The following is an 18118-nucleotide window of genomic DNA, read 5'->3' as shown; positions in this document are numbered from 1 at the left end:
GGTCTTTCGGGCGGTGTTCGCTGACGGCGGACGCCACCCTTGTGGGGTAAGCGTAGCCCCTCGCCCCCGGGCTTGTCCCCGCGGTCCTACTCTGCGTCGTACTCGCGTCGCGGAAGCGGCCGGAAAGGCCACTGCTGCTACCGTGGCGCACGATCGGAACTACAGGTGAGGGCAGTTGTCGTGAACAGGGTCGGAACAACCAGGACGGGCGCCGCGATCGCGCTCGCCGTCGTCGCCGGCGCGACACTCACCGCGTGCGGCGGCTCGGAGCCGATCCAACAGCCGTTCGCCTCGATCTCCACGACGACGACGCGCCTCGCGTCCGCCGACATCATCGGCCTCGACCGCAAGCCCGACCAGGCCTGCGCGGCGCCGGTCGCGGGCGGCCCCGCGCCCGCCGAGATCGTCGTGGCGGATCCGGCCCTCCTCGACGGCCTGTGCGCGCTCGGCCTGCAGAACCGCGTCAAGGCCGTCGGCGGCGACGCGCCCTCCTACCTCGGTCCCACTCTGACGAAGGTCCCGAAGCTCGGCGACGGGGCCCAGGCCGACCTCGCGGTCGGCACCGATCGGTCCGCGGACGCGAACCGCCGCGCGGGCCGGACGGTGACCGTCCCGGCACCGTCGGCGGACTGGCGCCGCAGCTTCCTCGCCCTGGCCGACGCGGTGCGGATGCCCGCGGAGGCACGAGCCGTGCTGGACCGCTACCAGCGCGACGTCGCCGAGAAGTCCGTGAAGATCGACGCGGTGCACAACACCGTCTCCCTGGTGCGCTTCACCGCGGACGGGAAGTCGCTCGCGCTCGGCACGGCGCCGCTCGCGGCGCAGGTGCTCGCCGACCTCAAGGTCGTGCGGCCGGAGCCGCAGCGCAAGCCGGAGGCGGTCGAGATGTCGGGCGACGACGTCTCGGCGGCCGACGCCGATCTGATCTACGTGGGGTACGAGGGCGACGCGGGCCGCGAGCACGGCATGGCGGTGATGACCTCGAAGCCCTGGAAGCAGCTCCGCGCGGTCGTCGCCAAGCGACAGCTCCTGGTCCAGGACTCCGCCTGGTTCTCCGCGGGCGGGCCCGTCGCCGCCGGCATCGTGCTGCACGACGTGGGCAACACCATCAGGGCCTCGTCCTAGGCGTCCGCGCCCGCTTCCCTCCCACGCCCCCACCCGAACCGCGCGACGGGCGTTCACCGCACCCGTCGTCGTTGCCGGACGGGTGTTCACCCGCACCGGCCCGCGGAGGCACTGAGCAGCCCGGGAACGCGAACGTTCCTCCGTGACGCCTCTCACATCGGTCGCGCAAAACCGCTGGCCGAGAGCTCGGTGTACACCTGTTCACGGATTCCTGGCCGAAGACCCTTCATTCATGCTTGTTTCAAGTGATAGCCTGAGGACGATTCAATCTCATACACGGCTTCTACCAGCACAGACGCCTGTGGGATTTCCCACAGCGTCAGGGAAGAAACACCAGGTACGAGCCGGACGAGGGTGCCAGGAAAGGATCCATCATGGCCCTGCTGAACATGCCCCGGGTGACCCACATGGCTCGCATGCGCGGTCGCTCGTTCCCCGGCCAGGCCGAGTACGAGCAGACGCTGAACGACCTGTCCGAGGCGTCGGTCCGCCGTAACTTCGATCCCTACGTCGACATCGACTGGGATTCCCCCGAGTTGGCGATCGTGCCCGACGATCCGCGCTGGGTGTGCAACCCGCGCTTCGACCCGATCGGTCGCCACCCCTGGTACCAGGCCCAGCCGCTGGCCAAGCAGATCGAGATCGGCATGTGGCGGCAGGCCAACGTCGCGAAGGTCGGCCTGCAGTTCGAGTCGATCCTGATCCGCGGCATCATGCAGTACACCGCCGTGCAGCCGAACAACTCCCCCGAGTTCCGGTACGCCACGCACGAGGCGAAGGAGGAGTGCCAGCACACGCTGATGTTCCAGGAGTTCGTCAACCGCGTGGGCATGGACGTCCCGGGCGGCGCCTGGTGGTTCCGCCGGCTGTCGCCGATCATCCCGCTCGCGGCCACCACCTTCCCGAACATCTTCTACATGGGCGTGCTCGGCGGCGAGGAGCCGATCGACCACCTGCAGAAGCAGTTCCTGCGCTCGGCGGACACGCAGCACCCGGCGATGACCGCCGTCATGCAGATCCACGTGGCCGAGGAGGCCCGCCACATCTCGTTCGCGCACCAGCTGCTCGAGCACAAGATCCCCACCCGCGGACCCGTCCCCCGGTTCCTGCTGTCGCTGGCCCTGCCGCTGGTGATGCGGATCCTGCTCGGCGCCATCATGGTCCCGCCGCGCCAGTTCTGGGAGACCTTCGACATCCCGCGCGAGGTGAAGAAGGACATCTTCTGGCGCTCGCCCGAGTCCAAGGCCATGCGCCAGGAGGTCTTCGGCGACGTGCGTCTGCTCGCCGAGCGCTCCAACCTGATGAACCCGGTCTCCCGCCTCCTGTGGCGCGCGCTCGGGATCTACGGACGTACCTCGCGGTTCCGCAGCGAGCCGTCGTACGCCGCGCAGTAGTCTCGAACCACCCCGATATCCGGCTCGGCGGTCACCCGCCGAGCCGGACCCGTATCCCGGCCCGGATGCGCACCACCCCGGAGGAGATTCCTCGATGCCCCACGTCATCACCCAGTCCTGTTGCAGCGACGCGTCGTGCACGTTCGCGTGTCCGGTGAACTGCATCCACCCGACGCCCGATGAGCCGGGCTTCGCGACGGCCGAGATGCTGTACGTGGATCCGACCACCTGTGTCGACTGCGGCGCCTGCGTGACGGCGTGCCCCGTCGACGCCATCGGTCCGGCGCACCGGCTCCCGGAGGAGCACAAGGTCTACATCGAGCTCAATCGCTCGCTCGCGGCGGCCGACCCGGCCAACGCGGCGCTGGACGGCCCGAACCCGCAGGAACGCAGCCGCCCGCCGATGGCGCACACCGTGCCGCCGAAGGTCCTGCCGATCCCGGACGGCACCGTCATCAGCGTCGGCGTGATCGGCAGCGGCCCGGCCGCGATGTACGCGGCCGACGAGCTGCTGCGCTACCCGGGTGTCACCGTCGACGTGTACGAGAAGCTGTCCACGCCGTACGGCCTCGCGCGCTTCGGCGTCGCTCCCGACCACACCCGCACCCGCAAGGTCTCCGGGCTGTTCGACAAGGTCGCCGCGGATCCGAACTTCCGCATCCACCTGAACACCGAGGTGGGTCAGGACGTGAGCCTCGAGGAGCTGCGTTCGCGGCACGACGCGATCGTCGTCGCCGTCGGCGCCAGCACCGACAAGAAGCTGGGCATCACCGGCGAGGACCTGCCGAACGTGCGCAGCGCCACCGACTTCGTCGCCTGGTACAACGGCCACCCCGAGCACAAGGGCGACGACGTCGACCTCTCGCACGACCGCATCGTCATCATCGGCAACGGCAACGTGGCACTGGACGCGGCGCGCATCCTCACGGCCGAGCCGGAGGAGCTGGAGGCGACCACCATCTCCCCCGCGGCGCTCGCCGCGTTGCGGGAGTCGAAGGTCGAGGAGGTCGTGATCGTGGCCCGACGCGGGCCCGAGCACGCCGCCTTCACCCTGCCGGAGGCACTCGGCCTCGCCGACGAGCGCACGGTAATCGTGCACCCGGACCCCGACGTCGCCGAGACCCTCGTCGCGGGTAGCGATTCCGAGTTGATCGGGCACAAGTTGCAACTCCTCGAATCGCTGGACACCCAGTCGGAGGCGCCGCGCCGCATCCGCCTGCGCTTCCTCACGACGCCGGAGTCCATCGAGGCCACCGACGACGGCCTCGTGCTGCACGCGAAGCACACCGTCACCGGCGAGGCCGTCGACCTGCCCGTCGGCATGGTGCTCACGTCCGTCGGCTACCGGGGCGTCCCGGTGCCGGGCCTGCCGTTCGACGACCGCCGCGCGGTGCTGCCGAACGAGGCCGGCCGGGTCGTGGGTGACGACGGTGCGCCGCTCCCCGGCGTGTACGTCACGGGCTGGATCAAGCGCGGCCCCAACGGCTTCATCGGTACGAACAAGACGGACTCGCAGGAGACCGTCGAGAAGTTCGCCGAGGACGTCGTGGCGGGCGTGATCACCGGACGCCCGTCCGGTAAGCGCAAGCGCCCGCTGAGCAAGTTCCTGGGCGCGTAACCTCGTCGCCGTGGCCTCCTCCGAGCACGGCGCGCCGATCGAACTCACCGTCGGTGACCGGGTCGTCCGCGTCTCCAGCCCGGAGCGCGTGTACTTCCCGCGGATCGGCGCGACCAAGCTCGACGTCGTGCGCTACTACGAGGCGGTCGGTCCGGGCATCGTGCGCGCGCTGCGCGGGCGCCCGACGATGCTGCACCGCTACCCCAAGGGCGTCGACGGGGCGAAGGTGCACCAGAAGCGGATCCCCGCCGGCGCACCCGACTGGCTCGAGACGGTGGAGATCTACTTCCCGCGTTTCGGCCGCACCGCCGACGAAGTGGTCGTGACCGAGCTCGGATCGGTGATCTGGGCTGCGCAGATGTCGACGGTCGAGTTCCACCCGTGGAACTGCCGCGCCGGCGACCTGGAGCATCCCGACGAGTGGCGCATCGATCTCGACCCGATGCCCGATTGCTCGTGGGAGCGCGTGCAGCGGGTGGCGGGGGTCGTGCGCGAGGTGCTCGACGAGCTCGGCATCCGCGGGTTCCCCAAGACTTCGGGCGGATCCGGCCTGCACGTCTACGTGCGGATCGAGCCCCGGTGGACGTTCTCGGAGGTGCGACGGTGCGCCCTCGCCTTCGCCCGGGAGGTGGAGCGCCGGGCGCCGTCGGACGTGACGACGGTGTGGTGGCGCAAGGACCGCGACCCCGCGGCGGTGTTCCTGGACTTCAACCAGAACGCACGCGATCACACCATCGCGTGCGCGTACTCGCTGCGCGGCACCCCGATCGCCACGGCGTCCGCCCCGATCACGTGGGACGAGGTGCCGGACGTGCACCCCGACGATTTCACGATCGGCACCCTGCCCGCGCGCTTCGCCGAGCTCGGCGACCTGCATGCATCCATCGACGACGAAGCGTTCTCGCTCGACACGCTCGTCGAGTGGGCCGACCGCGACGATCTCCCCCTCGCCGACTGACACCGGCATCCGCGACCCGCCCCTCGGTCTGCGGCGGCCCTCATCGGAGGACCATGAGTTACGACCTGTTCGATCTTCCCCGGCACAGCGCTGCCGATGCGGATGCGGCGTCCTGTCCGTGACCGACGCATCCATCGAATCCATCTCAATGGATTCGAGATGCATTATTCTGCGCTTCGTGAGGATGCGGAGGCAGTACGGGACCATGGCAGCTCTTCTCCTGGCCGGCTTCGTGGCCGGCGGGTTCGGCGGCGTCGCATTGTCCGATTCCCCTGATCCGCCACGACCGTTCGCACCTCGCGCCGATGCGCTCGGTCCTTGTGCGGACTGCGACGATCAGCTACTCGACCACGCATTACTGCCCGCCCCGCAGTCGGTTGTGGACAGTGTGGACCGCGCGAGCTGGTCGATGTGCCCGGCGGGATTCCGAGGCACGGGCCGCCTCGGAGAGAACGGACGATGCCTCTCCGACACCACTTTCCTCGTATGGTCCGAGAACATTCACGGCTTCTACCGCACGCCGGGACTGGCCCCGGTCGCTGTCTGTGAGGTCGGCGAGGAGAAGGGCTTCACCGTGATCGCCGAACGAGGCCGTCATCGTGGCCCCATCGCTCCTGGCAATCCGGTGGTGCAGCGGGACACGACGAAAGGAAGTTGCGCCGGCATCCGAAGTGCGCAACCCGAATTGGCTCAGCAGCGATTCGAAGTGCACCAACTCAGTCGGGTGAGCCGCGTGCTCGCCGAGCCTCGCGACACCCCTTCGCGGCGCGTCGTCGGCCCCGCCCGCGACATCGGACAGATCCGGTTCCCGTTAGCGTTCGCGATCGGCGTGGAAGCCGCGCTCACGAGATGACCGCGAATCGACGGAAGCCACGCTCCTTCTACTGGAGCATCGTCCTGCTGGTGCCCGTCGTCGTACTCACGGCGATCTACCCTGGCATGCGGTGGTTCGTGAACGGCATGTTCGACGTCGGGCCGCCGCACACGATCAGTGAGCAGGAGGCCCGCGAGGAACTCGAGCGCCGGAACATCCACATCCCCTCGAGTTTCCACCTCGATTCGATGACCGTGTACCCGGTGTTCGTCGGCCGATCGTCCTACCGCGGGACCTTCTCTGCGCCGGCCGACCGCTTCGACGACTATCGACACATCGTCGCGAAGGCACCCGGGATGGTCGACCCCAGTCCGCCGGGCTGCGTCCCATCGGAGGCGGATCCGTGCCCGACGAACTTCCTCGTCATCGAGTACCCACCCGGCAGTGGCGGATTCGACACCACGACCCTGCGCATCTCGCGCACGTCCGAGACCGCGTGGATCGCGGTGGACGCGCAGGGACATTGAATCTGGTCGACGACGGGCTACGCGCGACAGGTGCCGCTGACCACGCGGACCGTCGAGGCGGGATGGGCTTCGAGGAGGGCGGCCGGGCGGATGGGGCGGCGGACGAGTTCGCCGCCGCAGTTGGGGCAGGTGCCGTGCAGCTTCTCGTCGTTGCAGTCCGCGCACCACGTGCACTCGAAGGTGCAGATCAGCACCTCGCGCGAATCGGGGGCGAGGTCACGCCCGCAGCATTCGCAGTTCGGCCGGATCTCCAGCATCGCCGTCCCTTTCGTCCCGCTCACTCTCGCAGTTCCCAGCGGTTTCGGCGGCGAATTCTCGGCGTGTCGCCGCCGAAACCACTAGGAACCGCCGATGAACCCGAGCAGTCCGCCCGCTGGATCGAGGGTGTTCGTGACGTTCGCCGCGGTGACCACCCCGGCGACGACGGCCGCCACCAGCGTCGCCACCGCCCACCGTCGACGCCCCTGCCGCCACGCACGACCGGCGAACACCACCAGCACGGCGGTCAGCGCGCCCGCCATCACCACCATCGCAAGGTGATACCGCGCGAAGTCGTCGACCAACGCCCGGACAGGGCCGGACGGCGTCGCCTGCAACTCAGCACGCGTCAGCGCGAGCGCCCGCCCGAGCTCTCCTTTCCGCACCCGCACCGGGTCCAGCAGAGAGAACGCGGACGACAGGGGCGCGACCGCCCCCTGGATGCTGGGAATGAGCAACACCACGGGGATCAGTGCCACCGCGCGATGGCCGGCGTACAGTGCGAGCGCGGCGAGCAGCGCGGCGCACACCGCCTTGATGAGGTGGAAGCCCGCCCAATCATCGACGAGCGATTCCAGCCCGGTCGTCAATTCCGCCCGCTCCCCGAGCAGCCAGGGCGGGAACGCATCGACGGCCCTGGCCTCGGGGTCAGCGCCGTACACCGCGCGCGGTACGAACGCGAACGCGAGAACGAGAACGCCCGCGCCGACGAGCCACCAGAGGCTCGGGCGCGGGCGGGTCCCGTCGACGTCGTCCTGGATCAGAAGTCCCAGTCCTCGTCCTCCGTGTTGACGGCCTTGCCGATCACGTACGACGAGCCGGAACCGGAGAAGAAGTCGTGGTTCTCGTCGGCGTTGGGCGACAGGGCGGAGAGGATCGCCGGGTTCACGTCGGTGGCGTCCTTCGGGAACAGGGCCTCGTAGCCCAGGTTCATCAGCGCCTTGTTGGCGTTGTACCGCAGGAACTTCTTGACGTCCTCGGTGAGGCCGACCTCGTCGTACAGCGACTCGGTGTAATCCTCCTCGTTCGAGTACAGCTCCATGAGCAGGTCGAACGTGTAGTCCTTGATCTCCTCGCGGCGTTCCGGCGTCTGCGTCTCCAGCCCGCGCTGGAACTTGTAGCCGATGTAGTAGCCGTGCACGGCCTCGTCGCGGATGATCAGGCGGATCATGTCGGCCGTGTTGGTGAGCTTGGCCCGCGAGGACCAGTACATCGGCAGGTAGAAGCCGCTGTAGAACAGGAACGACTCGAGCAGCGTCGAGGCGACCTTGCGCTTGAGCGGGTCGTCGCCGCGGTAGTAGTCCATGACGATGGACGCCTTGCGCTGCAGGTGCTCGTTCTCCTCCGACCAGCGGAAGGCGTCGTCGATCTCGCGCGTGCTGCACAGCGTGGAGAAGATGGAGCTGTAGCTCTTCGCGTGCACCGACTCCATGAACGCGATGTTGGTGTACACCGCCTCCTCGTGCGGGGTGATCGCGTCGGGGATCAGCGAGACCGCGCCGACCGTGCCCTGAATGGTGTCGAGCAGCGTCAGGCCGGTGAAGACCCGCATGGTGAGCTGTTTCTCGTGCTCGGTGAGCGTGCCCCACGACGGGATGTCGTTACTGACCGGCACCTTCTCGGGCAGCCAGAAGTTCCCCGTCAACCGGTCCCAGACCTCGGCGTCCTTCTCGTCCGGCACCCGGTTCCAGTTGATCGCCGACACCCGGCTGACCAGCTTGAGCGGGGCTCCGTCGGCGGGGCTGTGAGCGGCGGTTTCAGACATGACACCTCGGTTTTCGCGGAGCTGGATTTCTACGCTCATGACACTACCCCTTGGGGCCGACAAGTCCGTGAGGCGCAAGATTTAGTTCATAGCGCCAGTTCGGCGTGTCGAGTCAGATGACCACGACGTCGAGCAGACCGTCCAGCACGGACCGGTCGCCGTCGAGGTCGACGGTGCCGGGCTCGGCCCGGCGCCACAGCACCAGATCGAGGTCCGACGCGGTCCCGCGCAGGCTCACGTCCGCCGGGGCCGGCGGGGCGAGGACGTCGATGCCGTCGGCACGCAGCCGGAGGGTCCACCGGTCGCCGGTGTCGGTGGCCGCGATGTCGACGACCTTCCCCACGAGCCCGTCGGGCAGTCCCTTCTTCCCGAGGAGCAGCGGGATCTGCATCTGTGTCAGCTCGGTGACGCCGTCGGCGGCGGTCCACGCCGGGAGCGGCTCGGCACCGTCGGGCAGCGAGTTCTGCAGGTCCCAGCGATGGATCGAGACCTCCTGCGCCATCCGGCGCATCCAGAAGGCGGCCACGGTGCGGCCGATGAAGGCGCGCGCCGGCTCGTCGGGCTCGTGGCGCCGGAGCTCGTCGAGCAGGGCCGCGTTGACCCCGGCGTACCACCGGAGGACGTCGTCCCCCTCCGGAGCGTCGGACACGTCGGGGATGAAGCGCTCCTTCGAGTCCGCGCCCGCTTGCAGGAAGGCGGTGGCCCAGCGGTGGGCGCCGGCGGTGTGGACGACACCGTCGCGCACCGTCCACCCCGGGCAGCTGGGCACGGGCAGGCCGAGGGAGGCGGGATCGATCGCGGCGATGCGGGCGCCGTCGGCGGCGATGGAGTCGAGCCAGAGCTGCTTCGTCATGTCCACGACCCTACGAACCCGGAGGCCGGTCGCGCTGCGCGATGCGGATTCGTCCCGCCCGATTCCTCCCTCCGATGCTAATCTCCAACACATCATGCAGTATTGAGGATTGGGGAGAAATGGGATTCCGGAACGTCGCCGTCGCGGCGGTCGCCGCCACCACTGCCGCACTGGCCGCGCTCATGCCGGCGACGGCGCAGGCCGAGCCGAACACCGTCACCTGCAGCCAGTCGCCCGATGTCGGTGCGCCGTCGACCGCCGGCGGTCTCTTCGGCACCGCTCCCCTGACCTTCCCCGCAGCACTGGTCGGCGGATGGGACCTCGACACCGGCTACTCCGCCGGTGCGGCGACGACCGCCGCGGCCCGGTACTCGCCGGGCGGCAACGTGATGAACCTCGTCGAGGTCGGGCGACTCCGGGTCAGCCCCGGCAGCCACGCCACCACGTCCATGGCGCTCGCGTTCTCGCTCTGCCGCTTCCCGGACCGGTCCGGACAGGCGCAGCGCACCATCACCGATCGACGGGCCCGGCCCGTCGTCATCGACGGCGTGAAGGGCACGCGGCTCGACCTCAACGCGAACACCCCGCAGGGAGCCGGAGGCGCCCCGGAGTCGGACTGGTTCACGATCATCGTTCTCGATACCACCCCGACGTCGTACTTCCTCGGTGGCGCGAACAAGACCAACACCGACGCGCGCGGCAAGGTCGACGCGGTGATCCGCGCCCTCCAGGTGCGTTAGCGGCGGCCGCGCGCAGTCACGTCACCTGCACCGCGTCCAGCAACCGGGGGACGACGGTGCCGTCGCCGAAGGTCTCGAGCCGGGTCACCGGGACGCGGCGCCAGAGCGCGAGGTACACGTCGGACGTGGCGCCCCGGAGCGCGGCATCGCCCTTCGCGTGGCCACGCTCGACGGTGACGGCCTGCCGGTCGAGCGCCAGGGTCCACTCCGCGTCGTCGCGGTCGGTGCCGTGCAGGTGGACGGTCCGCCCGACGAGTTCGTCCGGCAGGCCGGGGCCGCGGGAGAGGAACCGTCCGGCGAAGACCTGTGCCCACTCCTCGATCCCGTCGCCGGCGAGTACGGACTCGACCGGGACCGCTGCGTTCCAGGCGTTCTCGGCGTCCCACCGGTGCACTGCGGTCTCGAGGGCCTGGCGGCGCATCCAGAAGGCGGCGGTCACGCTGCCGATGAAGGCACGGGCCGGCTCGTCGGGGGCGTGCCGTCGCAGTTCCCGCAGGAGTCCGTCGAGCCGGTCGCGGTACCAGCCCGTCACGGCCGCACCGGAGGGCGCGTCGTCCTCGATCGGGGCGAACCGGGTGGTCGAGTCGGGCCCCTCGGCGAGGAAGGTCGCGGCCCAGCGATGCACTCCCCCGAGGTGCACGACGAGGTCGCGCACGGTCCATCCGGGGCACGTCGGAACGTCGAGGTCGAGGCGCTCCGGGGACGTCGCCGCGATCGCGCCGCCGTCGCGTTCCAGGGCCGCGAGCCACTCGTTCGGGGCGGTCATGCCGGTGACGATACCGCGGACGGTGCATGCTGTAGCGGTGACCGAACTGCCGATGTTCCCGCTCGGGGCCGTCCTCCTCCCGGGCGAGGAGCTGCCGCTGCGCGTCTTCGAACCTCGGTACCGCCGGATGGTGGAGCAGTGTCTCGCGACGGACGGCCGGTTCGGGGTGGTGCTCATCGAGCGCGGCAGCGAGGTGGGCGGCGGCGACGTGCGCACGGACGTCGGCACCGTGGCGCTCATCGACCGGTACGTGCGCCGCGCCGGCGGCGAGTTCACGCTGCTCTGCCGGGGCGTCGAACGAGTGCGGGTCGCGCGGTGGCTGCCCGACGATCCCTATCCCCTCGCGGAGGCCGACGTCTGGCCGGACGAGGTGCAGCGCGCCGTGGACCTGATCCCGCTGTTGAGCAAGCGCGGCGAGGCCGAAAGGCTGGCGGCGCGGCTCGCGCGCGCCGAGGGCGTCACGCCGCGGGCATGGCCGAAGTTGACGCTCCCGGAGGATCCGGTCGAACGCAGCTACTACCTCGCGCGTGCGCTGCCGCTCTCGGATGCCGACCGGCATCGCGCGCTGGCAGCGGCCGGCCCCGCCGACCGCGTTCGCGTGCTGGGCGACGCGCTCGACGACGTACTCGCGACGCTGCGTTTCCGGTTGCAGTAGAAGGAGTCCCATGCCCCACGGCCCCCTCCCCGGCGGATGATCGGCATCGACGAGGTGCGCGCCACGCGCCCCGCGTGGCGCCGCACGGGTTTGCTGTACTTCCCGTACGCCGCGTTCGTCGACGGCGCTTGGTGGGTCCTGCGGGTCAATCATGGCTTCCCCGAACACGATCTGTACACGGTGTTCGTCGACGGGACAGCGGTCGCCGATGCCACGCCGGGCCGCGGCTCCTTCCCGTTCGACGCGAGCCTCGCACAGCTCGAGCAGCTGAGTAAGGGCCGAGGACCGCAGGTGGAACCCGCCGTCGCGCACGCCGCGATCGCCCCGATCGCCGCGCTCGCGGACTACGGCAGCGAGAACGGCGACACCTGCGATTTCTGCTTCGGCGACAAGGACGGCTACGCGCCGATGTGACGCCCGCCGGCGGCGTCGATGACCTCCGCGGCCAACGCACGGGCGCGGTCGAGTTCGGCGTCGTCGCCGAAGAGTTCGCGGCGGGTGTTCGCCGCTGCGAGGTAGGCGTCCAGCCGGAACGCGGCCGCCGCGGGGTCGGCGGCCCCCTCAGCCGCGAACTCACGCTCGAGGAGATCGAGCCATTCCCGCTTCAGGTTCCGGACCGCTTCGGCGACCGCGCCTGTCCGGTGGCCGTACTCCGTCGCGGTGGCCGTCACGAAGCAGCCACCCGGAAAGGTCTCGGCGCGGAGGTACCCGCCCCACGCGTCGAGGAGGGCGTGCAGCCTGTCGGCGCCGGGCGACATCGCCAGCGCGGGCCGGATCACCACGTCGATGTAGACACGGCGCGCCTCCGCGACGGCGGCGACCTGGATCGCCTCGCGCGTCGGGAAGACGGTGAGGATGCCGCTCTTGCTGACGCCGGTCGCGGCGGCCAGGCCACCCACGGTGATCGCGTCCAGGCCGTGGACGGTCGCCAGGTCGGCGGCGGCCCGCGCGACGCGGCGCCGGGTGGCGTCGCCGCGCGCCCGCCGGCGGTCGGCGGTCGCCGGTGTGGTCATGGGTTCAACTGTAGCCACGCGGTAGCTCTGGACGGGGCGCGGCGGACGGCGTAGTGTCGAGCCATGTTTACGACCGATCGGTCGTATTGATGGGGAGGGTCATGTCCGACAGAGCTTTCGCGCCGCTCCTGGAGCGCACCGTGACCATCGCCGCCCCGCCGGCCACCGTCTGGGAGGCGGTGGGCGATGTCCGGCGCATGCCCGAGTGGAGCCCCCAGGTGGTCTCTGTCAGGCTGCGCGCGCCCGCGGCCGACGTCCGCTTGGGCACGCGCTTCACCAACCTCAACCACCTGGGAGAACTCGAATGGGTCACGCACGGCGAGGTCGTACGACACGAGCCCGCGCACGCGATCGCCTTCCGCATCGAGGAGAACTACACGATCTGGTCGTTCACACTCGAATCCGAGGACGACGGCACCGTCCTGACGCAGCGCCGGGAGGCGCCGGACGGGATCTCGCAGTTCTCGCTCGACCTCACCGAGAGCCACCTCGGCGGGCAGGAGGCGTTCACGGCCCTCCTGCTCGAGGGCATGGAGCGCACTCTCGCCGGCATCCGGTCGGCCGTCGAGGCGACCGACCGGTGACCACCCGTCCCGATCAGGAGGCGAGCTGCGCCGCCGCTGGCGGTGGCGCGTCGAGGTCGTCGCAGAAGTAGAACGCGGCGGCAGCGGGATCGGCCTGGGCGGGCGGGGGCAGGTGAGTCAGCAGCCGGGACAGGGTCGCCGAATGGTGGAACGGGAGGTCCGCCGGATCCCGCAGGTCGGCGCCGCCTCCCGCGACGGGATGCCAGGTGTCGTCGCCCACGGCGCGACAGCGCATTTCAGCCCGCCCGGACGGGGCGCACTCACTGACGATCTCCACCGTGCCGACGACACGGGCGCCGTCGGCGGTGGGGATCGGGTGTTCGGCCTCGATCGTCGTGGTGAGCCGATGCAGAGTTCTCATGACGTTTCTTCCTCATGGACTCCAGGGGCTGGTCGGAAAACACGAGGGAATCGGGTCGGGGGCTCCGACCAGCCCGTCAAGGGGCCCCCGACCCTCGCAGCGTGGTCTGTGCGCCGTGAGATGTCGTCTAGATGAAGAACCGCCGACCGTCGATGGTCAGTACCTCGTCGCGGCGGACCCAGGGGTAGTCCTCGATCACGGCGTCGAGGTCGACGCTGCGCGCCTGCTCGGCGAGATCCGCCGGGTCCGCGTGGGGCACGCCGATTCCCAGGTCCCGAATACGGGGATCGTTGCTCTGCTGCATGTCCGCCCTCCGATCACGGTCGGGGTGGTCGCGGGCCGGCGCGCGGCCGGCCCGCCACCACTCCGGAGCTATCCGGCTACGTCGACGCGTGCGTCGTCGTCGGTCGCACTCGACTCGACGGCGAGTTGTTCGCACTGCGGTTCATCGGAGCCCTGCTCGACGACGATCCGGCGGGGTTTCGCGCGCTCGGCGATCGGAATCGTCACTGTGAGAACGCCGTTGTCGTAGCGCGCGGCGATCCCAGCGGTGTCGATGCTGTCGCCGAGGGTGAGCTGCCGGCGGTAGACGCCGGAGAAGCGCTCGCTGGTCAGCCACCTCACCCCGGAATCGGGCATCGCCGTCCGTCGGCCAGTGAGCGTGAGGACACCGTTCTCGACGTCGACGTCGATGGAACCGGGGTCCGCGCCCGGTAGGTCGGCTGTGAGGACGTAGTGGTCGTCCACCTGGTAGAGGTCCATCGGCATGAACCGCGGGGAGCGCGCCGAACCGGTTTCCCGACCGGCGGCGAGCAGACCCTGGGCCACCACGTCCAACTCGGAGAATGGATCGAACCTCAGCACAGCAAACACCTCCCGTGAACTCCAGGCCGCCCGCCACCCTGACGGGCGACTCATCAACTGTGCACTTCCAGTTTTAGCACTCTCGGCGCGTGAGTGCCAGCCCCTTGCGCGTCGAACTCCGGGGAGGGCCGGGGCACGCACTCCGGCGAGTCCTACTCGCCGCCAGGGGATCCGGCCGTCGCGGCCACGCCCCCCGACGGCGACCACTGCAACCGTCAGTACGCCGCACCGGCCGCGACTGGACTACGGTCCCCGCTCGTCCTCCACCATCGCCGTCAGGATCCGACGGGCGCGCACAGCGGCTCGGTCCGCCTTGACGTTGACGTAGCGCCGTGGGACCGGGTCTTCGTCGAGGCACCGCTGCATGGTCTCGAGGACGGCGATGTCCCGGTCGGCCATCGCGTGGAAGACGCCGATCAACCGCTGCCCGATGTCGGGTGAGACCGAGGCGCCCCGCCACGAGATCTGCAGGAAGACATGGGTGACTCCCGAGGACCGGGGTGTGAAACCGTGGGTCCGCACGAGTTCCAACTCGGGTCCGTTCGGACCGATGATGGAGTAGGTCTGTTTGTGCAGGCCGGGCGTCACGAAGGTACCCGTCTCCGTCCGGCCGAAAGTCGCAGTGGCGTCGGCCAGTCCGCTGACCTCGGCTTCCCACGGCGCCAGCGGCGCCCTGGGGAGTTCTCGCCGGTAGGAGACCGACACCTCGGAGACCTCGACGTCCTCCAACGGCGGCAGCGCCTCGATGCCGGGCGGCAGCATCTCCGGATGCATCGCGACGACGTTGGACAGGTCGAGGTAGTGCTCGTGCAACAACTGCAGGTTGGCGGCCACCTCGCGTCGTTCCCCGACGCTCGTCCAGCCGTCGTCGTGCAACCACGGTGTCGCCGGCGGTGGGCGCAACCGTTCGCCGCCGGGCGTCCCCGCCCAGATCCAGACGAAAGGTCCACGCTCGATGACCGGGAAGGCTCGCACCCGCGCGGACGTCGGCGGACTGTCCTGGGACGGCACGCTCACCCAGCGACCAGTCGCATCGTAGGTACAGCCGTGGTAGCCACACACGATGAAGTCGTCCTCCCGGCGTCCCGCCGACAGCGGGTAGGGCCGGTGCGCGCAGCGGTCCTCCAGCGCGGCGATCGTGCCGTCGGAGAGGCGGAAGAGCACGACCGGTGTGTCGAGGACGCGCCGCGCGGTGAATCCGTATCCGACCTCGGCAGCGGTGGCGACGACGTACCAGCAGTCCCTCGGATAGTCGCCGGCGAATGGGGTACGAGCGGTGTCGTTCATACGTCCAGCACCAGCCTCTTCGACAGCGAGCGGGAGACGCAGAGCATGATCGTCTCGCCCCGTTCCCTCTCCGCCTTGGACAGGATCGAGTCCCGGTGCTCGGGCGTGCCCTCGAGCACGTCGGCCTCACAGGTGCCGCAGATGCCCTCCATGCAGGATCCGAGGACATCGACGCCGGCCTTCTCGACCGCGTCGAAGATCGTGGTGCCCTCCGGAACGACCACGGTCACTCCCGAGCGCGAGCACACGACCTCGAACGAGTCGAGCGCGTCCTCGGAGGCCGCGACCTCCTTGGCGGCGAAGCGTTCGATGTGCAGGCTGCCGTCGGGCCACGGCGCGCACGCCTCCTCCACGGCGTCGAGGAAAGCGCCTGGGCCGCAACAGTAGACCACCGTGTCCGGCGCGGGCGTTCCGAGCGTCGCCGCCAGGTCGATCCGGCCGTTCTCGCTGCTCGGCCAGATCGTGACCCGATCATCGTCCTCGAATCGGTCCAGGAACGCCATCGACTCACGGGAGCGGCCGCAGTAGAGCAGGCTCCACGTCGCCCCGCGCGCCTCGGCCGCCTCGATCATCGGGAGGATCGGCGTGATCCCGATGCCGCCCGCGACGAATCGGTAGTTCGCGGAGGCGACCAGGGGGAAATGATTGCGCGGACCACGCACGCGGACGGTCACACCATCCGTCAGCTTCTCGTGGACGTACGCCGAGCCGCCCCGGCCGGCCGGATCGCGAAGGACGCCGATCTTCCACGACGACTCGTCCGAGGCGCTGCCGCACAGCGAGTACTGCCGCGTCAGCGACGGCTCCAGGAGGAGGTCGATGTGGGCCCCGGCTGTCCACGCCGGGAGAGGCCCTCCCGCCGGATCGCTGAGGGTGAGCTCGACGACCCCGTCCGCCACCTCGCGCCGGCCCGCCACCTGAACGTCGACCTCCGTCTCGGTGGTGGTGGTCGCTTCGCGGGAGCGACGGATCTGTGGCCGAGCGGGGGCCTGTTCCGCGGAGGGTTGCAGCGTCCGTTGGTCGCGGGGGCGGGGCTTCTGGCCGATCGGCGTCAGCGTGACCATCATCTTCGTGTAGCCCCGGACGAAGTTCGATTGGAGGTACTCGGGCTCCTCCACCACTTCGATGTCCTCGAACCGCGCGAGCAATTCCTCCCAGAGGATCCGTAGCTGCAGTTCCGCGACGCGGCTGCCCATGCAGCGGTGCACGCCGATGCCGAACGAGAGATGGTGGCGGGCGTTGTGCCGGTCGATGATGAAGTCGTCCGGATTCTCGAAGGTGCGCTCGTCCCGGTTCGCCGAGGCGTACCACATGACGACCTTGTCGCCCTTGCGGATGAACTGACCGTTCAGGACGGTGTCCTTCTTCGCGATCCGGCGCATGTAGGCCAGCGGCGTCTGCCAGCGGATGTTCTCGTGGACGAACTTCGGGATCAGGCTGTGATCGGCTTTGAGCCGGTCGAACTGGTCGGGGAACAGGTTGAGTGCGTACACGCCGCCCGACATCGAGTTGCGGGTCGTGTCGTTGCCACCGACGACGAGCAGGATCAGATTGCCGAGGAATTCCATCGGCCTGTTGATCAGGTCCTTGGTGTCCTCGGACATCTGCATCAGGGTGATCAGGTCGTATCCCGGCTTCTCGCCGGCCTTCAGGCGCGCCGCCTTGTCGTGCCACAGGGCGCTGAAGCTCTTCGCCATCTCCGCGGCGCCCTGGTACATCTCGTCCATGTCGACGTCGCCGCCGGTGGCAGCCGCGCTCGCCCCAGCCAACTCGGTCCAGTGCACGAGCTTGCGCCGATCCTCATAGGGGAAATCGAGCAGGGTGGCGAGCATGCGGGACGTCAGCTCGACGCTGACTCTGTCCACCCAGTCGAAGGGTTCGCCGACCGGCAGGTCGTCGAGGACCTCCTGGACGCGCGACCGGATCAGTCCCTGCATCTCCTCGAGGTTCTGCGGTGCTACGACGCCCTGCACCGCTGCGCGCTGCTCGTCGTGGCGCGGCGGGTCCATCGCGATGAACATCTCGATGTCGAGCCCGTCCGGCGGTACGCCGATGACGATCTGCGGCTCGGCCGAGTAGGTCTCGAAGTCGCGGTCCACCGTCACGATGTCGTCGTACCGCGTGACCGACCAGTACGGCCCGAATTCACTCGACGCCCGGAAGTGGACCGGTGCCTCGTTGCGCAGGCGCTCGAAGTACGGGCGCCACTGGCCCTGCCGCCACATGAACGGGTTGCTCATGTCGATATCGGTCAGCGCCACCGTGTCGACGTCGGGGATCTCCTCCTCGACGAACTCCGGCTGCCGATTGCCAAGAGCCAGCGTCTTGGCCTTCTGGAAGAGGTGCAGGCCCTGGACCTGCCGCTCCATCGGGACGATCGCCTGGGCCTTGTTGATGACCCGGTCGAGAAGACTCATGGTCCAACCGCCTTGCGGACGAGGATGTGTGGACTCATCCAAACTATGCCGCCCACCGCGTCGCGCGGCCGAGTTTCTCGTTTTCGATCGACCACCGAGGACAAGAACGCCGGCCGGGG

21 protein-coding genes are annotated in these 18118 nt (G+C 69.5%); 10 read left to right on the top strand and 11 right to left on the bottom strand.

Annotation, left to right across the window (positions count from 1 at the left end; genetic code table 11):
• Positions 1-180 precede the first annotated feature (180 nt).
• The 6 genes from ELY19_RS14365 to ELY19_RS14340 all read left to right on the top strand — a co-directional run bounded on the left by ELY19_RS14365 (position 181) and on the right by ELY19_RS14340 (position 6436).
• Complete coding sequence (locus ELY19_RS14365; RefSeq protein ID WP_126196819.1) at positions 181-1125, top strand: TroA family protein; 945 nt, start codon at positions 181-183, stop codon at positions 1123-1125.
• 389 nt (positions 1126-1514) lie between these two features.
• Complete coding sequence (locus ELY19_RS14360) at positions 1515-2519, top strand: AurF N-oxygenase family protein (RefSeq protein ID WP_164711719.1); 1005 nt, start codon at positions 1515-1517, stop codon at positions 2517-2519.
• A gap of 94 nt (positions 2520-2613) precedes the next feature.
• Positions 2614-4137 (top strand): FAD-dependent oxidoreductase, encoded by a 1524-nt coding sequence (locus ELY19_RS14355; RefSeq protein ID WP_126196817.1) that lies wholly within the window; start codon positions 2614-2616, stop codon positions 4135-4137.
• A 10-nt stretch (positions 4138-4147) separates the two neighbouring features.
• The gene (ligD, locus tag ELY19_RS14350) at positions 4148-5095 is read left to right on the top strand and encodes a non-homologous end-joining DNA ligase (protein ID WP_126196816.1); all 948 of its coding nucleotides are present in this window, start codon (positions 4148-4150) and stop codon (positions 5093-5095) included.
• A 205-nt stretch (positions 5096-5300) separates the two neighbouring features.
• Positions 5301-5948, top strand: coding sequence for a hypothetical protein (locus ELY19_RS14345; RefSeq protein WP_126196815.1), 648 nt, complete (start codon positions 5301-5303; stop codon positions 5946-5948).
• On the top strand, positions 5945-6436 hold the full coding sequence (locus tag ELY19_RS14340; protein ID WP_126196814.1) for a hypothetical protein: 492 nt from the start codon (positions 5945-5947) through the stop codon (positions 6434-6436). Before ELY19_RS14345 ends, ELY19_RS14340 begins: the two co-directional genes overlap by 4 nt.
• A gap of 17 nt (positions 6437-6453) precedes the next feature.
• On the opposite strand, the gene ELY19_RS14335 is transcribed toward ELY19_RS14340, so the two are convergent.
• From ELY19_RS14335 to ELY19_RS14320, 4 genes are all read right to left on the bottom strand, one after another.
• Positions 6454-6693 carry a DUF1272 domain-containing protein gene (locus ELY19_RS14335; RefSeq protein WP_126196813.1) on the bottom strand — a complete coding sequence of 80 codons (240 nt, stop codon included), beginning with the start codon at positions 6691-6693 and terminating at the stop codon, positions 6454-6456.
• A gap of 81 nt (positions 6694-6774) precedes the next feature.
• Positions 6775-7356, bottom strand: a complete 582-nt coding sequence (locus ELY19_RS14330) for a hypothetical protein (RefSeq protein WP_126196812.1) — start codon at positions 7354-7356, stop codon at positions 6775-6777.
• A gap of 98 nt (positions 7357-7454) precedes the next feature.
• Entirely contained in the window at positions 7455-8459 is a 1005-nt protein-coding gene (gene nrdF, locus ELY19_RS14325) for a class 1b ribonucleoside-diphosphate reductase subunit beta (protein ID WP_126196811.1), read from the bottom strand.
• A gap of 112 nt (positions 8460-8571) precedes the next feature.
• The gene (locus tag ELY19_RS14320) at positions 8572-9312 is read right to left on the bottom strand and encodes a maleylpyruvate isomerase family mycothiol-dependent enzyme (RefSeq protein WP_164711606.1); all 741 of its coding nucleotides are present in this window, start codon (positions 9310-9312) and stop codon (positions 8572-8574) included.
• Positions 9313-9431: 119 nt separating this feature from the next.
• On the opposite strand from ELY19_RS14320, the gene ELY19_RS14315 reads away from it, so the two are divergent.
• Positions 9432-10052 carry a hypothetical protein gene (locus ELY19_RS14315; protein ID WP_126196809.1) on the top strand — a complete coding sequence of 207 codons (621 nt, stop codon included), beginning with the start codon at positions 9432-9434 and terminating at the stop codon, positions 10050-10052.
• A gap of 16 nt (positions 10053-10068) precedes the next feature.
• Here the strand turns inward: ELY19_RS14315 and ELY19_RS14310 are convergent, their stop codons facing one another.
• Positions 10069-10818 carry a maleylpyruvate isomerase family mycothiol-dependent enzyme gene (locus tag ELY19_RS14310; protein WP_126196808.1) on the bottom strand — a complete coding sequence of 250 codons (750 nt, stop codon included), beginning with the start codon at positions 10816-10818 and terminating at the stop codon, positions 10069-10071.
• A gap of 37 nt (positions 10819-10855) precedes the next feature.
• Between ELY19_RS14310 and ELY19_RS14305 the strand changes: the two genes are divergently transcribed.
• Together ELY19_RS14305 and ELY19_RS14300 are read left to right on the top strand one after the other, a co-directional pair.
• The gene (locus ELY19_RS14305; RefSeq protein WP_126196807.1) at positions 10856-11473 is read left to right on the top strand and encodes an LON peptidase substrate-binding domain-containing protein; all 618 of its coding nucleotides are present in this window, start codon (positions 10856-10858) and stop codon (positions 11471-11473) included.
• 36 nt (positions 11474-11509) lie between these two features.
• Complete coding sequence (locus tag ELY19_RS14300; protein WP_126196806.1) at positions 11510-11887, top strand: hypothetical protein; 378 nt, start codon at positions 11510-11512, stop codon at positions 11885-11887.
• Here the strand turns inward: ELY19_RS14300 and ELY19_RS14295 are convergent.
• Positions 11872-12486 carry a TetR/AcrR family transcriptional regulator gene (locus ELY19_RS14295; protein ID WP_126196805.1) on the bottom strand — a complete coding sequence of 205 codons (615 nt, stop codon included), beginning with the start codon at positions 12484-12486 and terminating at the stop codon, positions 11872-11874. The genes ELY19_RS14300 and ELY19_RS14295 overlap by 16 nt on opposite strands.
• Before the next feature lie 101 nt (positions 12487-12587).
• Between ELY19_RS14295 and ELY19_RS14290 the strand changes: the two genes are divergently transcribed.
• Positions 12588-13070 carry an SRPBCC family protein gene (locus tag ELY19_RS14290; RefSeq protein WP_126196804.1) on the top strand — a complete coding sequence of 161 codons (483 nt, stop codon included), beginning with the start codon at positions 12588-12590 and terminating at the stop codon, positions 13068-13070.
• A 13-nt stretch (positions 13071-13083) separates the two neighbouring features.
• Here the strand turns inward: ELY19_RS14290 and ELY19_RS14285 are convergent, their stop codons facing one another.
• The 5 genes from ELY19_RS14285 to ELY19_RS14270 all read right to left on the bottom strand — a co-directional run bounded on the left by ELY19_RS14285 (position 13084) and on the right by ELY19_RS14270 (position 17999).
• Entirely contained in the window at positions 13084-13431 is a 348-nt protein-coding gene (locus ELY19_RS14285; protein ID WP_126196803.1) for a hypothetical protein, read from the bottom strand.
• Positions 13432-13558: 127 nt separating this feature from the next.
• Positions 13559-13735, bottom strand: coding sequence for a hypothetical protein (locus tag ELY19_RS23515; protein ID WP_164711605.1), 177 nt, complete (start codon positions 13733-13735; stop codon positions 13559-13561).
• Between the two features lie 68 nt (positions 13736-13803).
• A complete protein-coding gene (locus ELY19_RS14280) occupies positions 13804-14295 on the bottom strand; it encodes an Hsp20/alpha crystallin family protein (RefSeq protein WP_126198848.1) in 492 nt (163 codons plus the stop codon).
• Positions 14296-14538: 243 nt separating this feature from the next.
• A complete protein-coding gene (locus ELY19_RS14275) occupies positions 14539-15582 on the bottom strand; it encodes a Rieske 2Fe-2S domain-containing protein (protein ID WP_126196802.1) in 1044 nt (347 codons plus the stop codon).
• Positions 15579-17999 carry a cytochrome P450/oxidoreductase gene (locus ELY19_RS14270; protein ID WP_126196801.1) on the bottom strand — a complete coding sequence of 807 codons (2421 nt, stop codon included), beginning with the start codon at positions 17997-17999 and terminating at the stop codon, positions 15579-15581. Before ELY19_RS14270 ends, ELY19_RS14275 begins: the two co-directional genes overlap by 4 nt.
• Positions 18000-18118 lie beyond the last annotated feature (119 nt).

Source organism: Tsukamurella paurometabola (assembly GCF_900631615.1).
GTDB classification, from domain to species: Bacteria; Actinomycetota; Actinomycetes; order Mycobacteriales; family Mycobacteriaceae; genus Tsukamurella; species Tsukamurella paurometabola_A.
This window is presented reverse-complemented; position numbering and strand designations above follow the sequence as displayed.

Excerpts from the sequence above, each read along its gene's own strand:
- ELY19_RS14355 (WP_126196817.1), top strand. The coding sequence starts at position 2,614 with ATGCCCCACGTCATCACCCAGTCCTGTTGCAGCGACGCGTCGTGCACG.
- ELY19_RS14315 (WP_126196809.1), top strand. The coding sequence starts at position 9,432 with ATGGGATTCCGGAACGTCGCCGTCGCGGCGGTCGCCGCCACCACTGCC.
- ELY19_RS23515 (WP_164711605.1), bottom strand. The coding sequence starts at position 13,735 with ATGCAGCAGAGCAACGATCCCCGTATTCGGGACCTGGGAATCGGCGTG.
- ELY19_RS14345 (WP_126196815.1), top strand. The coding sequence starts at position 5,301 with ATGGCAGCTCTTCTCCTGGCCGGCTTCGTGGCCGGCGGGTTCGGCGGC.
- ELY19_RS14310 (WP_126196808.1), bottom strand. The coding sequence starts at position 10,818 with ATGACCGCCCCGAACGAGTGGCTCGCGGCCCTGGAACGCGACGGCGGC.
- ELY19_RS14295 (WP_126196805.1), bottom strand. The coding sequence starts at position 12,486 with ATGACCACACCGGCGACCGCCGACCGCCGGCGGGCGCGCGGCGACGCC.
- ELY19_RS14360 (WP_164711719.1), top strand. The coding sequence starts at position 1,515 with ATGCCCCGGGTGACCCACATGGCTCGCATGCGCGGTCGCTCGTTCCCC.
- ELY19_RS14335 (WP_126196813.1), bottom strand. The coding sequence starts at position 6,693 with ATGCTGGAGATCCGGCCGAACTGCGAATGCTGCGGGCGTGACCTCGCC.
- ELY19_RS14290 (WP_126196804.1), top strand. The coding sequence starts at position 12,588 with ATGTCCGACAGAGCTTTCGCGCCGCTCCTGGAGCGCACCGTGACCATC.
- ELY19_RS14320 (WP_164711606.1), bottom strand. The coding sequence starts at position 9,312 with ATGACGAAGCAGCTCTGGCTCGACTCCATCGCCGCCGACGGCGCCCGC.
- ELY19_RS14275 (WP_126196802.1), bottom strand. The coding sequence starts at position 15,582 with ATGAACGACACCGCTCGTACCCCATTCGCCGGCGACTATCCGAGGGAC.
- ELY19_RS14300 (WP_126196806.1), top strand. The coding sequence starts at position 11,510 with ATGATCGGCATCGACGAGGTGCGCGCCACGCGCCCCGCGTGGCGCCGC.
- ELY19_RS14340 (WP_126196814.1), top strand. The coding sequence starts at position 5,945 with ATGACCGCGAATCGACGGAAGCCACGCTCCTTCTACTGGAGCATCGTC.
- ELY19_RS14285 (WP_126196803.1), bottom strand. The coding sequence starts at position 13,431 with ATGAGAACTCTGCATCGGCTCACCACGACGATCGAGGCCGAACACCCG.
- ELY19_RS14270 (WP_126196801.1), bottom strand. The coding sequence starts at position 17,999 with ATGAGTCTTCTCGACCGGGTCATCAACAAGGCCCAGGCGATCGTCCCG.
- nrdF (WP_126196811.1), bottom strand. The coding sequence starts at position 8,459 with ATGTCTGAAACCGCCGCTCACAGCCCCGCCGACGGAGCCCCGCTCAAG.